The organism is Idiomarina xiamenensis 10-D-4 (assembly GCF_000299895.1).
Lineage (GTDB): Bacteria > Pseudomonadota > Gammaproteobacteria > Enterobacterales > Alteromonadaceae > Idiomarina > Idiomarina xiamenensis.
The window spans coordinates 19,466-32,954 of sequence record NZ_AMRG01000010.1 but is presented as its reverse complement, the minus strand read 5'-3'; the positions used below and the strand labels follow the sequence as shown (position 1 = coordinate 32,954).

Sequence of the window (13,489 nt, the reverse complement as noted above, 5' to 3'; positions counted from 1 at the left end):
CGACCGATCACACCCCAATAAGCTGGGCTGCGGTTACGCCGATAATGTAGGCAAGAATACCGTAAGCGGCATAGAGCCCCCAGGCAATTGACGATTTACCCGTCTCACCCTTTAACACAGCAACCGTTGCTACGCACTGCAACGCCACCACGTAAAATAGTAGTAGACCGATACCCGAACCTAGGCTTAAACCGTCGGCTTGAATGTTGGCTGCCAGGCCGCTGATATTCTCGTCGGCACCGGCAATACCGAACAACGTGCCCAGAGCACCAACAAACACTTCACGCGCCAAAAATGACATTAATATGGCGACACCGTAACGCCAGTCCAGTCCTAACGGCGCAAAAATGGGCTCGATGATGTGTCCAATTTTACCCAGTAACGAATGCTCAAGATCGGCACCAACCGGAAAGTAACCCAACACCCAAATACCCAACGACACCATGAAAATAATCGGTGCTGCACGTTTAATAAATTGCATGCCACTGTTCCAAACACGATGGATCAGGGGCTTCCAATGCGGTAAACGATAAGATGGCAATTCCAAAATGAATGGCATATCGGTCAGATTCTCGTCTTTTTTGGTAAATACGTTGAGTACCAAACTGACAATCAGAGCCATACAAATACCAAACAAATACAACCCAAAAAATGCGGCACCTTGTAAGTTAAAAATGCCTAAAAAGGTCGCGTTTTCGGGAATTAATACCGCCACTAATAGCGCATAAACCGGTAGCCTTGCCGAACACGACATCAACGGAATGGTCATCATGGTGATCAAGCGCTTACGCGGTGACTCAATAGTGCGCGCCGCCATGATCGCCGGAATAGCGCAAGCGTGCCCCGATAAATAAGGAATAAAGCTGCGCCCGGAAAGCCCGAAAAAGCTCAACGGTTTGTGACAAATAAGCGCCGCTCGCGCCAAGTAGCCACTGTCTTCCAAGATACCGATAATTAAGGTGAGTACCATAATTTGTGGTACAAACACCAAAAACGAACCGATACCACCAAAAATAGCGTCATTGAGAAAGTCGGTAATAATACCTTCGCCGGTAAAGCTGGTAATAACGTGCGCCAACTCGGCTAAGAGAAACTCAACGCCATCCATTAACGGCGTCGCCCAAGTAAAAATACTTTGGAATAAAAAGAACATGATGGCTAAAAACGCCACACCACCCAACACATTATTGAGCATGAATTTATCGATACGGTTTTGGCTTTTCAGCACTAAATCCGCCTTCATACCAAAGCGCTTACTCAAGCTCTGCGCGCGTTGTACTAATTGCTGATCATCATCGGCATCGATATCTAGTTGTTGTATCGCCGGAGGCTGCTGGCCCAGTTCACTTAACGCCTGCTTAAATGCCGCTACACCCTCTAAGGTTTTCGCCGACAACGCATACACCGGGCCACCTAACTCGGCCGCTAACTTTTCGGTGTCGATAGATTCGCCATAACGATGCACCTCATCGATCATGTTCAATACAAACACCACCGACTTGTTGTTCTTGCGCGCTAACGCTTGTGCTTGCAAAGCAAACACTAAACTACGTTCCAGCCGCGTAGCATCGAGCACACAGACAACCAAGCTGGTTTGTTGATCGTGAACCGCTTCGCCGAGTTTATCGATAGCGATTTCTTCATCACGTGACAAACTGTGCAAGGAATAAGTACCCGGGAAGTCAATGACCTCCAGATCTTCAAACTGCCCGCTTTTTAGCTCTACGGTGACGCCGGGAAAGTTAGCGACTTTTTGTCGTAAACCGGTTAACTGATTAAATAATAAACTCTTACCGCTATTCGGCTTACCAACCAAGATGATACGTTTCATAAACAACCTAAAACTGTTTCAACTGAATGCATTACGCGCACATCGATAGCACCGCCATGGCGCTACAGGATCATGACGCAGCGATAACGGCGTTCGCCGTCAGAGTAACTCATGATTCGCTTTATACGAACAAGGCTTAGCTAGCGGCGGACTGTTCCAGTAATACCGCTTGAGCAACTTCTTGCTCGAGTGAATACACGCAATCGCCCACCTGCACCACTAACGGTCCTCGTAATGGTGAACGGCGTAGGCACAAAATGGCTTGGCCGGCATTAAAACCCATTTCATGTAAGCGTCCAGCCACCGCTGGCGATAGCTTAGCGCTCAATGAATGAATCAGTGCTTGTTGTTTTGCTTTCATTTCCCACAGTGTCATAAACCGCGACTCCATGCTTCAAGTGATAAGCATTATCAACTAAGCGTCAGAATGAAACAAGAGGTGGCTGCCCAAGATTCCACCATTAGTCGTAATTTCTATGCAATTCGTCTGCTATTTCAAGGGCTTGCTGGAAGGTCTTTAGTTGCTAAGCGCCATCTTAACCGCCACCTGCGCATGCAATGCGGTGGTGTCATATATCGCAACCGCGGTGTGCTTCGGTTCAACTAACAAGGCTATTTCGGTACACCCTAAAATCACAGCTTCGGCACCGTTACTGGCTTGCTGTTCGATAATATCGACAAATTGCTGGCGTGACTCTGGCTTAACCACGCCATGGCAAAGCTCGTCAAAAATAACCCGATGAATCAACGCCTGCTGCGCCTCATCAGGCACGCTCACTTGCAAACCAAAGCGCTGCTGTATACGCGCTTTATAGAAATCCTGCTGCATAGTATAGCGCGTGCCCAGTAATGCCACTCGTTGCACCTTATCGCTTTGTAACTGCGCGGCTGTGGCATCGGCAATATGCAATAGCGGTATCGCTACCGCACGCTCAATTTCATCCGCCACCTTATGCATGGTGTTGGTCGCCAAGATGATAAAGTCGGCGCCAGCGGCGGCCAACGAACGCGCCGCCGCCGCCAATATTTGTGCGGTTTTTGGCCAATCACCTTGATGTTGAAGTGCCTCGATCTCCGCGAAGTTAACGCTATAAAGCACAATTTTCGCCGATGATAAGCCGCCTAAACGTTGTTGTACTAAACCGTTTAAGGTGCGGTAGTAAGTCACTGTCGACTCCGCACTCATACCGCCAATGATACCGATGGTCTTCATTTATCGACCCTCACCACACAAATCGCCATAGCCCAAGCTAGACTGTAAAACGATTAGTCAATGCACTCAAGTTTTCGGCCAGACGCGCCAGTTCGCGACTTGAGGCGCTAGTTTCGTTAGCACCAGAAGCGGTTTCGGTAGCAATATCTTTAATGGTTAACAAGTTCTGGTCGACTTCTTTGGCAACATTGGCTTGTTGTTCAGATGAACTCGCAATTGCGGTGGTTTTATCGGCAATGCGAGCAATAGCCGCGGTGATGGCGGTTAGCGCTTCTCCGGCCCGAGCGGCCATTTGCAAGGTTTGTTGAGCGCGTTGATGGCCCTGCTCGATCGACTTGACCGTGGTATCGGTATGGTTTTGCACGGCAGCAATCATGCTTTCAATTTCGCCGGTTGATTGCTGGGTACGATGTGCGAGCGCGCGAACTTCGTCGGCAACCACCGCAAAGCCACGCCCTGACTCACCGGCACGCGCCGCTTCAATAGCCGCATTTAGTGCTAATAAGTTGGTTTGCTCGGCAATACCTCGAATCACATCCAAGACTTTGCCAATATTGGCCACCTGTTCGGCTAGCGTGCCGACGCCCTTGATGGTGCCGTCGAATTCGTGCAATAAGGTTTCGGTAGTGGTGATGGTATCCTCAACCTGAGTTTGTCCGTCACGTGCCGTACCATCGGCGCTATCCGCTTCGCGCGCGGTCTCTTCGGCATTGCGCGCCACATCTTCTACCGCCGCGGTCATTTCCGTCACCGCCGACACCGCAAGCTCCAACTGCTCATTTTGCTGATGAATCCCCTGCGAGGATTGTTCGGTAACCGTACTCAGTTGCTCCGACGTTGATGCCAGCTGATTAGCGGAATCCTGAATTTGATTGATAGTATCGCGTAGCTGGCGGCGCATGACCATTAGCGCCCTTAACATGGCGGCGGTCTCATCGTGACCCTGATCGTGTAATTCCTGCGTCAAATCACCGTCGGCAATCTGTTGTGCAATCGCCAACGCTTGTGCCATCGGCTGAGTCAGGCTGCGGGTGAACACCCAAGCAAAGAACACCATTAATAATAATGCCGCCACGCTGATCACGATCAGAATTAATCGCGAGCTATCTAACAACTGATCGGTGCGGGTATTGGCATCATCAATACGTTGTTGCTGAAACGCCACCAATGAGCGTATATCATCGGTCAGATCTTCGCGCACAGTTTGTAAATCGCCGTACTGCAACGCATCAGCCGCGCCGCTTTGACCGCTGTCGATTAAGCTAAATAATTGTCGCTGTAACTGATGATAAACGTCAATATCGGCCTTGATATCGACGAGCAGTCGGCGCGCCTGTTCAGCTTCAGCTAATTGCTCTAACGAATTCCGGGTCTGTTCAAAGTTAGCCTCGGCTTCTCGCAATAATTGCATAAAGTGTTCGCGCTGCTGACCGGTTTGCGCCAATACGTTAGCGGTTTGCAAGCGTATATTCAAAAACGATGCTAACAACGCCGAAGCGTCATTAAGCGCCGGCACTCGATGTTCAGCAATAACGGTTACTTCATCGTTTAGTTGCATCAATTTTAGCAACGAAAAAGTAACCGTCGCGATAAAAATGACACCCAATAAACCAAAAGCAATAGCGGAACGTTTAGCGATAGAAACACGGCGAATGATCATGGTCGTTATCCAATAAAAGCGAATGAGATGAAACTCCTATCACTTATAATGTTCGATCGAATTGCCGTCCAGATTTTTAACAAAAAAATATTTTAATTAGTCAATCTTGAGTATTAAATAAACAATCCACTCATTACCCTAGCGTTTATCTCAACTATTCAATTAATACTCGATTTCGACCGGCTTGCTTTGCTTGATAAAGCAAATTGTCAGCGCGTTTTACAAATGACTTTGCGGTGTCCTGTTCACGTAAATAGGTTACCCCGATACTGACAGTCATCGGCGGTACATTGTCCACCTGCAATTCTGCCACATTTTGTCGAATTCGTTCGGCTAACAGGCGTAAATCTGGCGCTGAATTAGTACGAGTTAAGACCGCAAACTCTTCGCCGCCAAGTCGAAATAACAGACCATCCCGGTTTAATAGTTGCTCAATTTTTTGAGCCAATACGATTAATGCTTTATCACCAACATCATGACCAAATTGGTCGTTGATTTGTTTAAAGTGGTCAACATCGATAATTAAGACTGCTAAGTTATTATCGGCAGTCGCTAAGCTGATCTCTGTTTTTAGTAAATCATTCCACTTATTGCGATTATAAACGCCCGTCAACGCATCTTTAGTTGCTAATTCAACTAATTCTTGCTCTGCTTGATCGCGGTTTATCAGTTCTTTTGAGAGGCTCTCAGAAAGCGTTTTTAAATTCTGCTGTAGCTGCTGTAATTCGTCCTCAGGTTTTAACCAAGAATGTTCAGGCAACGGTGTTTGTCGAAAGGCATTACGAATACTATCGAGTTGCTGGTGTAAGGCTCCTATCGCGGCCCGGAATGAGCGAATTATATGAGCGGTCAATAACAGGCCGACCAATAATGCGGTGACGCCAAGCAAGGTATTTATTAATAAAAACTGACGTTCATGTTTTTCGGCATAATGAGCTATTTCGGTGGTTAGCTGCTGTAGTTGCAGCACGACCGTCTCAACTTGTTCATCTAACTGACTATCTAACGCCTCCAACTGTTGCCATTCTGACTCATTCAACAATCGTGCTTGCTGGAAGACCGACAACAACGTTTGTTCGTAGGTTTCGTGCAGACTCTCAATTTGCTCAATGGCTTTTAACGCGCGCCGATGCTCAACCATTTTGTCGACGATATCACCATCCGCTAAGCCCTGCTGAATGATACGCTGTGTTGCTGCCGCACTGTCCACCAGGCGCTGGCTATAAGATTCTAGCTCGTTAAGTAGTTGCCCCTTTTTATGTTGCTGCTCGACGTGCTCAAGCTGACGTCGGGTCATTTCCATTAATAAATGTTGATGCAATTGAATCAGCGCGAGCTGATCCATTTGTTGTGACAACGGAATATCGACATTAGCCACTTCGCGCATTTCGGCATCAATAGCCCGCAACTGAAAAAAGGAATAGACAATAACCACAAACAAAAACAATAACAGCACACCCGACAGGCTGCGGATTTTATCGACCAACGAACGTTGTGACCAAGGCAAGTGAAAGCTCCCTATCGATCAAGTTTCAGCTGAGCAAACAGTATAAGTGATAAACGCGGGCTTATCAGGTTTTGACTATCGACATTAGCAACAACTAACTTGATCTGCCCTTGCGAACAGGTCAGAATCGATGCGCTAGCCGTCAACCGGACTCATCATGTTATACGCATTTGGTAAAAATTATCGCCACAGTAGCTACATCGGTATGCTATTGCTGATCGTGTTTGCCTTATGCTGGGGACAACAACTCGGTGTTTGGCAAGGTTGTACAAAAGCCTCGACACTACAACACAGCTCGCAGCTTGCGGCTGCGGCAGCGAGTGACACCTCACAACACGACTGCGACAAGACCAGTCACCTGCTGAAACAGAATCAACCCGATAGCAGCGCAGCGCTGCTTACTATCCTATTGTTATTACTGCTGCCACTCATCATCGACAGTCGGCAGCAGCGCCCCTGGCTGGCGCCTTTATGGCGGCCACGGCGACGACCACATCTTATCTGTTGCTGTTTCCTTGAATAACGAGTGACTGGTTTCATTACAAATCACTTAATTATTCAAGGAATTAGACAATGAAAAAAACAGTAATACCGCTGCGTACACTGATGCAGAGGCTGGTGCTGTCGGTGTTGCTTATCATCGGCAAGCTATCGCTGGCGTATGCAGACGCCCCGACAACCGGTTGGTTAAGTAACCCCGATCATCCTCCAGTACAGCTAGAGCTGGCTCTCACCGGACAGTATGAAGCCGAGCGGCGCTTGCTCCCCGCAATCTTACAGGTGAAACTTGATCAAGGTTGGAAAACCTACTGGCGTGCGCCTGGCGAAGGCGGTATCCCGCCGACGCTGGACTGGTCCAAATCAGGCAATATCGAGGCTATCAATTGGTTTTGGCCAGTGCCGCAACATTATCAATTGCAAGGTATCAAAACCGTCGGCTATCAGGGCGATATCAGCTTTCCCCTGCTAGTTAAGCTATCCCCCAATAGCACCACCGCGACGTTACGTGGCACGCTAACGCTCTCATCTTGTACAACTATCTGCGTCCTTACCGATTATGCCATCTCAATCGATATCGACCTGAACACGCTCAGCCTTGATAGCGTTCGTGCATTTCGCTTTAGCCAAGCGATGAGTCAGGTACCACAGCCTTTATCCGAGGTCAGCGTCAGTCAAGCAGACTGGGATGCCGAACAACAACTGTTGCAATTACGCATGCAGCGACAACAGGGATGGCAACAGCCCGAGCTATTTTTTTATAACGCCAGCGAGCAGCTTGAGGATGTGGCTTTCGACTTGCAAAGCATGACCATTGACGGCAACCAACTGCAAGCCACCGTAGCCCTATCACACTGGCTAGAAATGCCCAACTTAAACGGCGCGCAACTGGGTATTACGGTCAGCGATGGCGACTTTGCAGGTGATTATCGACAGCCCTTGCGCGCGCATGCGGTAAACCTAGCCAATAGCACGCCATCGCAGGCTATGCCGGGGTTAGTCATGATATTGTTGCTGGCGCTAGTCGGCGGCTTGATCTTGAACATCATGCCCTGCGTGTTACCGGTACTGGGACTTAAGGTTCACAGCCTAATTGCCGCTAGCGATAGTCCGCGCGGGCGGGTTCGCGGACAATTTGCAGCCACGGCGGCGGGTATCATCGTATCTTTTTGGCTACTGGCAGCGTTGCTCATCGGGTTACGAAGTGCTGGCGCCAGTATTGGCTGGGGTATTCAATTTCAAAACCCTTATTTTATCGCCACAATGGTGGTCGTTACCGCGCTGTTCAGCCTCAACTTACTCGGCTTATTCGAAGTGCGCTTGCCCAGCCACCTCAGTAGTTGGGCGGGCAGCCATGGTGAGCAACGTCACTATCGTGGTCACTTCTTGCAAGGCATGCTGGCAACGCTATTGGCGACACCTTGTAGCGCCCCTTTTCTGGGCACCGCTGTGGCGTTCGCATTAGCCGCCAGCAACCTCAGCATCGCCTTGGTGTTTAGCGCGCTGGGTATCGGTATGGCCTTCCCCTGGCTGGTTATTGCCAGCCGCCCCTCACTGGCGCGTTGGCTCCCCAGGCCCGGGCCCTGGCTGGCCTACGTTAAACCGCTGCTGGCACTGCCATTATTAGCGACCTGTGGCTGGTTATTGAGCTTGATGGTACGGTTTATCGGACTCTCCAGCGTACTCTTGATCGCCGCCGTCTTCGCGTTACTCGTGCTGCTGTTGTTAGCTTGGCACTATGGCCGCAAGGGCTTCCTGCTCGGCGTCAGTGGCTTGTTTCTCAGCTCCGCCACATTGAGCTTGGTGTTATTGCTAAACACTAGCAGTTGGGCGCCGTCATTACCGCCAGAGCAGGATTGGCAAGCGTTACCAGAAACCGATATTAGCGCGGCCGTGGACGCCGGCTATACGGTGTTTGTCGACGTCACCGCCGATTGGTGTATTACCTGTAAGGCTAATAAGCTCGGTGTGCTACTACAGCAGCCGGTTTATCAAGCTTTAGCGGCCGATAATATCATTCGTGTGCGCGGCGATTGGACGGTGCCAAGCGCCGCCATCACCGGTTATCTGAAGGACAACAATACCTTTGGCGTGCCCTTTAACAAGGTTTACGGTCCCGGCGCACCGGAGGGTATTCAACTACCGGTCTTGCTGACCGAGCGCGCGGTTATGGACGCCTTGGAGCAAGCCAATGGCCGACACTAAAACCCGCAATCGGCGCTGGCGCCAACTGCGCAACCTTGCTGGCTACCTGTTGCTGATGGCAGTAGTGGTGGCCGCAGTGGACGCTTGGCGTAATCGTCAGCTCGTCAGTGAAATCCCCGAACTTGATGCTGTTTGGCGTGGAGTAGACGGACAAACCTACAACTTGCGACAACTCAGCGCAGATCAACCCGTACTGGTTTATTGGTGGGCAACGTGGTGCCCAGTGTGCAAAGTGGTTTCACCAAGCGTCAATGCGCTGCCCGATGAGGCGACCATTATCAGTGTCGCCATTAGCTCGGGTAACGACACCGAATTACACCGTTATCAACAACGCAACGGTTACCACTACCCGGTGATTAACGACCAAAACGGGCAATTAAGTGCTACTTGGGGGGTGTCCGTCACCCCCACCATCATGATCATTCAGCACGGCGAAATTGTATCGGCCACCAGCGGTGTCACAACCTCTGCAGGCTTACGTTTTCGGCTATGGCTTCAGCAAATTATTAACGATTAGGAAAATACCATGCAAAACATTATTCGTACCTCATTAAGTGCTTTATCGCTCTTATTGGCTTGCGGCTTAAGCCTGCCCAGTCAGGCGCAATCGATGACTCAAGAACAAACTCAGGCGTTAGCCGAAATAAACGCGTTGCTGCACGAGCATCCGCAAATCATTGCTAGCGTCAACAGCAGCCTACAGGCCTACGTCGAGCAGCTCAGTGCACAACAAGCAGCGTTAGATAAGCAGCAGGAGTGGTTATTTAACGAACCCTCACACCCGCGGTTAGGTGACCCTAACAGTCCTCATCAAGTGGTCGTCTTTACCGATTACAATTGCCCTTACTGTAAACGCTTAGAGCCCTCTTTAGAAAAGCTGGTGACTGACTATCCATCGCTGCAAGTCATTAATATTTATGTACCTTTAAGACAACAGCAGGTTGCCGGTTTAAACACCAACTCAGCCAGCTATGCCTTGTCGGTTTGGCGTGACGACCGCCAAGCGTTCCAACAAGTGCATGAGTTAATGATGAAGAAATCGGGCATGCACGATGCCAAATCTCTAAAACAAGTCGCTAGCACAACACAAACGGAAAGCTTACTAACCGCATCGAAACACAGCAACGAGGTAATTAAGAAAAATCTGGAAGCCTTTAGCAGCCTAGGTTTTCGTGGTACGCCAACCGTCATCATTGGTCAACAAGTGATACCCGGTTTTGTCCCTTATGAGCAACTACAGCAAGTCGTTGAGCAGCAATTTCAGCTAGGTAACAGCGACTCTTAATCGCAAAAAGCCGGGCGAAAACGCCCGGCTTACTTGCTTATAGCCTAAAATGAAAGGCCTAATTAGTAGCTCACCGCATTGTCATAAAACTGCTCTAAGTCTTTGTGTAAATCGACCAAGGCTTTTTCATTTAAGTAAATCATATGACCTGACGGGTAATACTCGATCTGCACATTTTTTTGCAATTGCGGCTGTAGTTGCATGTGTGCTAAATCGTACTCGGTGGCGTGAAATGGCGTCGCTAAGTCATAATAGCCGTTTGCCGAAAACACCTTCAGCCCGGGGTTAGTGCGCATAGCATTGCCCAAATCATCAACCACATACGGCATTTGTACTGGCCAGCCCGAGCCCGGCACTTGATGCGACCAATCCCAAGTCATGATGGCATCACGACTAAACACCTGATACGGCCGATCGGCGTGATAATCGAGCTGACCGGTCAAATAGTTGTTGAAGGTCGAAATAAATGCTGACGAAGCCGCGGTATCCGATGGATCGCTATCGGGGCGCGCACCAATCGCATCTTTATCCAAGCCCATGTAACGCGTATCAAAACGACCCAGGGTGGTATCGCTATCGCGCATTAGCTCTTTACGGAAGTGAGACTGATCAACACGTAAGTTAGCGTTAACCAGATAATCGACACTCAGGCCAGTGTATTGATGCACTCGCTCGGCAATTTGTCGCTGTTGCTCGGCCGGTAAATTGTGACCCTGCGCCAGTGCTTGCGCGTAATCACCCTCAGCAAACTGACGAACTTCATCCAAAAAGCCTGCCAACTGTTCTGGTTTTTGTGGCAACTGATTATGATACCAAGCGGTCGCGGCAAAAGTCGGCAGTAACCCCACATACTCGCGATCTAAACCGGGAGCATCGGCACCGTAGTTGAGGATACTCGATACCAAAATGACACCGTTAAAGCCCATGCCCTGATCTTGCAGATGATTAACCAACGCCGGCGCACGCACCGTGCCATAAGACTCACCCAGCAAGAACTTGGGTGAATTCCAACGTTGATTGACCGTCACATAACGCGTGATAAAGCGAGCAAAACCGTCAACATCTTGGTCAACGCCCCAGAATTTAGACGATGGATTTTTGCCTTTGTCGTCACCTTCTTGCGCCAAACCGCGAGAAAAGCCAGTGCCAAAGGCGTCGATAAAGACTAAATCGGTTTTATTTAACAAGCTGTAAGGGTTTTGCTTCAGCTCATAAGGCGGTGGTGGCGTGGGCGCAGCATTCTCGGTCGCTACCCGCACCGGCCCGAACGAGCCCATATGCAGCCAAAGACTGGCCGAACCTGGGCCGCCGTTAAACAAAAAGGTGACTGGACGCGGTTCGTCGTCGTCGCTAGGCACCGTATAGGCGACATAGAATACACTCGCCGATGGATCGCCTTTATCGTCTTTGATAACCAGATTACCGGCAGTGGCTTTGTAATCAAAACTATCACCGTTAATACGCACCGAATGTTCGGTGGTTGAGGCTTCTTCTGCCGGTACAGCGCTTTGCGAGGTAGCCGCTTCGGTCGCCTCGCTAGCGGCAAAGACGGGCTGGCTGAGAACCGGGGTCATGGTTAACGCACACGCGCAAAAGATAGCGCTGGCTGTCATTCTAGCCATGATAATCTCCCATTACTGTAAGTGTTGTTATGGTGCTTAAAAGCACATCATGAACTCATGAAAAAACAACAGCAGACGCCGCTGCCAATCCTGAGCAATATCAGTTATAACATAACAACAATGGCAATAGGCTAGTCTTAAAATGTTACAAAGCGTGATAAGCATTGTGACTGTAACGCTGATTTGACAAAGGCCTTAACTTTTCTTTACACAGCCGGAGCTTCACCCTCTTGCATCATGCCGGAGGCCATCACCACACGATCACGGCCATCCTGCTTGGCTTGATAAAGCGCTTGATCGGCACATTTTAAGTTATATTGATAGTCTGGATGACCAGCATAGAGAGACACGCCAATGCTTGCGGTAACCTTAATCGATTGTTCTGGTTGTAAACGGAAGACTTCATTAGCAATTTGTTGCCGAATTTTTTCGGCGATGGTCATGCAGACCGTTTCGTCGACATCCACCAGCAACACTAAAAACTCCTCGCCACCTAAACGGAAAGTATAATCACCACTGCGGGTCACATTAGCAAGCAGTAACGCAAATTGTTGCAGCACCAAGTCACCGTTATCGTGACCATAACGATCGTTGATCGACTTAAAATGATCGATATCAACGGCCAGTACCGCAAAACGTTCATTACGCTGCCGCGCCATCGTTAATTGCTTGGTCATCACCGCGGGTAGAAATTTACGATTAAGCAGCCGCGTCAACACATCCTTACCGTTTTCCAGTTCTTCACTGCGTTGGAATAAACTGTCCAAACAAAACAACGTCGTCTTTAACGCTGCACGTATATCAAAAATCGCACTGAGCCGATCACTATGACCCGCCTCGCTACGTAATAAGCGCGGTAATAACTGCGTATCGATCTGGCTGATCTGCTGCAAGACCTGGTCACACTCTGGCGCCCCTTCAAAGGCATGGATGCCCTTGTGCCGGAACCATAAGCCAAACTCCGACTGCGCTAACAGCAAATGCCGACTCGAAGCGTTACCCACGGCTTGTTCATAAAGCAGATGGTTCTCCCAATCTAGTAGCGCCGCTCGCTGTGACTCTTTCTCACGACCGATATTTTGTGTGATCGAAAACAACCGATAAGCTTCTTCGGTCCGAGTATTGCGCTGATCATTTTTGTGGTAAGCGATAGACATGACTTCAATCGCAATATCAACCATCTGTGAGAAAAATTGATATTCAGCAAACGGCGCTTGGTAAAGCTCGCTAAATGTCCGTTTAAGCATACGCCCGCCGCGCTGCACCAGATGCACCGGAATATCGATACGGCCATGTACTTCACCGATGTTAACCTGGCAAGCAATCAACGCTTTGATATCTTCGTCGCTATCACGGGCTTGAAATAAATCCTGCAACCAATGTTGCAATGAGCTTGATAAGCGTTGATGCACGATATCGTTATTGAGAAATACCGAGGCATCGGCTTGCGCCATCATTTCGCGATAAAAGCTTGCCGCCAACGTCGGCGCTGCTTGTCTGACCTTCTCACGCACCGCGTCATGCACAGCCTGATCAACCTGCCTTAAGGCGCTACTCCAGTCTTGTTCTAAACCCTGTAAATGCTCGGCAAGCATACTGACTCCCTACGACTGTAGCGTCAGTAGTCGGCTATTGCGCTGACGCTAATAACAAATACAATTTGCCCGT

General features: G+C 49.4%; 11 protein-coding genes. 4 read left to right on the top strand and 7 right to left on the bottom strand.

Annotated features, from left to right (window positions below; genetic code table 11):
• Positions 1 to 7: 7 nt before the first annotated feature.
• The 5 genes from feoB to A10D4_RS08580 form a co-directional block, all read right to left on the bottom strand.
• A complete protein-coding gene (gene feoB / locus A10D4_RS08600; RefSeq protein ID WP_008488994.1) occupies positions 8 to 1,831 on the bottom strand; it encodes a ferrous iron transporter B in 1,824 nt (607 codons plus the stop codon).
• A gap of 136 nt (positions 1,832 to 1,967) precedes the next feature.
• The gene (locus tag A10D4_RS08595; RefSeq protein ID WP_008488992.1) at positions 1,968 to 2,207 is read right to left on the bottom strand and encodes a FeoA family protein; all 240 of its coding nucleotides are present in this window, start codon (positions 2,205 to 2,207) and stop codon (positions 1,968 to 1,970) included.
• A gap of 141 nt (positions 2,208 to 2,348) precedes the next feature.
• Positions 2,349 to 3,044 carry an aspartate/glutamate racemase family protein gene (locus A10D4_RS08590; protein ID WP_008488991.1) on the bottom strand — a complete coding sequence of 232 codons (696 nt, stop codon included), beginning with the start codon at positions 3,042 to 3,044 and terminating at the stop codon, positions 2,349 to 2,351.
• A 37-nt stretch (positions 3,045 to 3,081) separates the two neighbouring features.
• Positions 3,082 to 4,704 (bottom strand): methyl-accepting chemotaxis protein, encoded by a 1,623-nt coding sequence (locus tag A10D4_RS08585; protein ID WP_008488990.1) that lies wholly within the window; start codon positions 4,702 to 4,704, stop codon positions 3,082 to 3,084.
• Between the two features lie 154 nt (positions 4,705 to 4,858).
• On the bottom strand, positions 4,859 to 6,211 hold the full coding sequence (locus A10D4_RS08580) for a GGDEF domain-containing protein (protein WP_008488989.1): 1,353 nt from the start codon (positions 6,209 to 6,211) through the stop codon (positions 4,859 to 4,861).
• 157 nt (positions 6,212 to 6,368) lie between these two features.
• Here A10D4_RS08580 and A10D4_RS08575 point away from each other — a divergent pair, with 157 nt between their 5' ends.
• From A10D4_RS08575 to A10D4_RS08560, 4 genes are read left to right on the top strand one after another with little or no spacing between them, the layout of a single operon-like run.
• Positions 6,369 to 6,734, top strand: a complete 366-nt coding sequence (locus tag A10D4_RS08575; RefSeq protein ID WP_008488988.1) for a hypothetical protein — start codon at positions 6,369 to 6,371, stop codon at positions 6,732 to 6,734.
• A 50-nt stretch (positions 6,735 to 6,784) separates the two neighbouring features.
• On the top strand, positions 6,785 to 8,914 hold the full coding sequence (locus A10D4_RS08570) for a protein-disulfide reductase DsbD family protein (protein ID WP_008488986.1): 2,130 nt from the start codon (positions 6,785 to 6,787) through the stop codon (positions 8,912 to 8,914).
• Positions 8,901 to 9,431: a protein disulfide oxidoreductase gene (locus tag A10D4_RS08565; RefSeq protein ID WP_008488985.1), complete on the top strand. Its 531-nt coding sequence runs from the start codon at positions 8,901 to 8,903 to the stop codon at positions 9,429 to 9,431. The genes A10D4_RS08570 and A10D4_RS08565 overlap by 14 nt, the downstream gene beginning before the upstream one ends.
• 9 nt (positions 9,432 to 9,440) lie before the next feature.
• Positions 9,441 to 10,199: a DsbA family protein gene (locus A10D4_RS08560; protein WP_008488984.1), complete on the top strand. Its 759-nt coding sequence runs from the start codon at positions 9,441 to 9,443 to the stop codon at positions 10,197 to 10,199.
• Positions 10,200 to 10,261: 62 nt separating this feature from the next.
• Here the strand turns inward: A10D4_RS08560 and A10D4_RS08555 are convergent, their stop codons facing one another.
• Positions 10,262 to 11,821 carry a S10 family peptidase gene (locus A10D4_RS08555; protein WP_156812119.1) on the bottom strand — a complete coding sequence of 520 codons (1,560 nt, stop codon included), beginning with the start codon at positions 11,819 to 11,821 and terminating at the stop codon, positions 10,262 to 10,264.
• Between the two features lie 206 nt (positions 11,822 to 12,027).
• Positions 12,028 to 13,416 (bottom strand): diguanylate cyclase, encoded by a 1,389-nt coding sequence (locus tag A10D4_RS08550; protein WP_008488982.1) that lies wholly within the window; start codon positions 13,414 to 13,416, stop codon positions 12,028 to 12,030.
• Between the last annotated feature and the right edge of the window lie 73 nt (positions 13,417 to 13,489).

What these genes read in the sequence shown, in the direction of transcription:
- A10D4_RS08555 (WP_156812119.1), bottom strand. Translation starts at nt 11,821, where the DNA reads ATGGCTAGAATGACAGCCAGCGCTATCTTTTGCGCGTGTGCGTTAACC.
- A10D4_RS08595 (WP_008488992.1), bottom strand. Translation starts at nt 2,207, where the DNA reads ATGACACTGTGGGAAATGAAAGCAAAACAACAAGCACTGATTCATTCA.
- A10D4_RS08560 (WP_008488984.1), top strand. Translation starts at nt 9,441, where the DNA reads ATGCAAAACATTATTCGTACCTCATTAAGTGCTTTATCGCTCTTATTG.
- A10D4_RS08570 (WP_008488986.1), top strand. Translation starts at nt 6,785, where the DNA reads ATGAAAAAAACAGTAATACCGCTGCGTACACTGATGCAGAGGCTGGTG.
- A10D4_RS08575 (WP_008488988.1), top strand. Translation starts at nt 6,369, where the DNA reads ATGTTATACGCATTTGGTAAAAATTATCGCCACAGTAGCTACATCGGT.
- feoB (WP_008488994.1), bottom strand. Translation starts at nt 1,831, where the DNA reads ATGAAACGTATCATCTTGGTTGGTAAGCCGAATAGCGGTAAGAGTTTA.
- A10D4_RS08565 (WP_008488985.1), top strand. Translation starts at nt 8,901, where the DNA reads ATGGCCGACACTAAAACCCGCAATCGGCGCTGGCGCCAACTGCGCAAC.
- A10D4_RS08550 (WP_008488982.1), bottom strand. Translation starts at nt 13,416, where the DNA reads ATGCTTGCCGAGCATTTACAGGGTTTAGAACAAGACTGGAGTAGCGCC.
- A10D4_RS08590 (WP_008488991.1), bottom strand. Translation starts at nt 3,044, where the DNA reads ATGAAGACCATCGGTATCATTGGCGGTATGAGTGCGGAGTCGACAGTG.
- A10D4_RS08585 (WP_008488990.1), bottom strand. Translation starts at nt 4,704, where the DNA reads ATGATCATTCGCCGTGTTTCTATCGCTAAACGTTCCGCTATTGCTTTT.